Consider the following 295-nt stretch of genomic DNA (forward strand, 5'->3'; position numbering starts at 1 on the left):
AGAACGCTTCATGAACAAGTTAAAAGGTGTAGAAGATCCAGAACAAAAACGTAAAATCATCGGTAATGTATTCATTTACGTATTTGATGATGAAGCTTCTAAATTACAAGGAATGGACTTCCTAGCGCAAGGTACACTTTATACAGACATCGTTGAAAGTGGTACAGCAACTGCACAACCAATTAAATCTCACCATAACGTTGGTGGTCTTCCAGAAGACATGCAGTTCAAATTAATTGAGCCTTTAAACACGTTATTTAAAGATGAAGTACGTGTATTAGGATCAGAACTAGGA

1 pseudogene is annotated in these 295 nt (G+C 36.3%); it reads left to right on the forward strand.

Features of this window, described 5'->3' with window-relative positions:
* A pseudogene (locus ACSG5Z_RS31005) lies at positions 1–295 on the forward strand (glutamine-hydrolyzing GMP synthase); the annotation flags it as partial.

Origin of the sequence: Bacillus pretiosus, assembly GCF_051294775.1 — a bacterium.
GTDB classification, from domain to species: domain Bacteria; phylum Bacillota; class Bacilli; order Bacillales; family Bacillaceae_G; genus Bacillus_A; species Bacillus_A wiedmannii.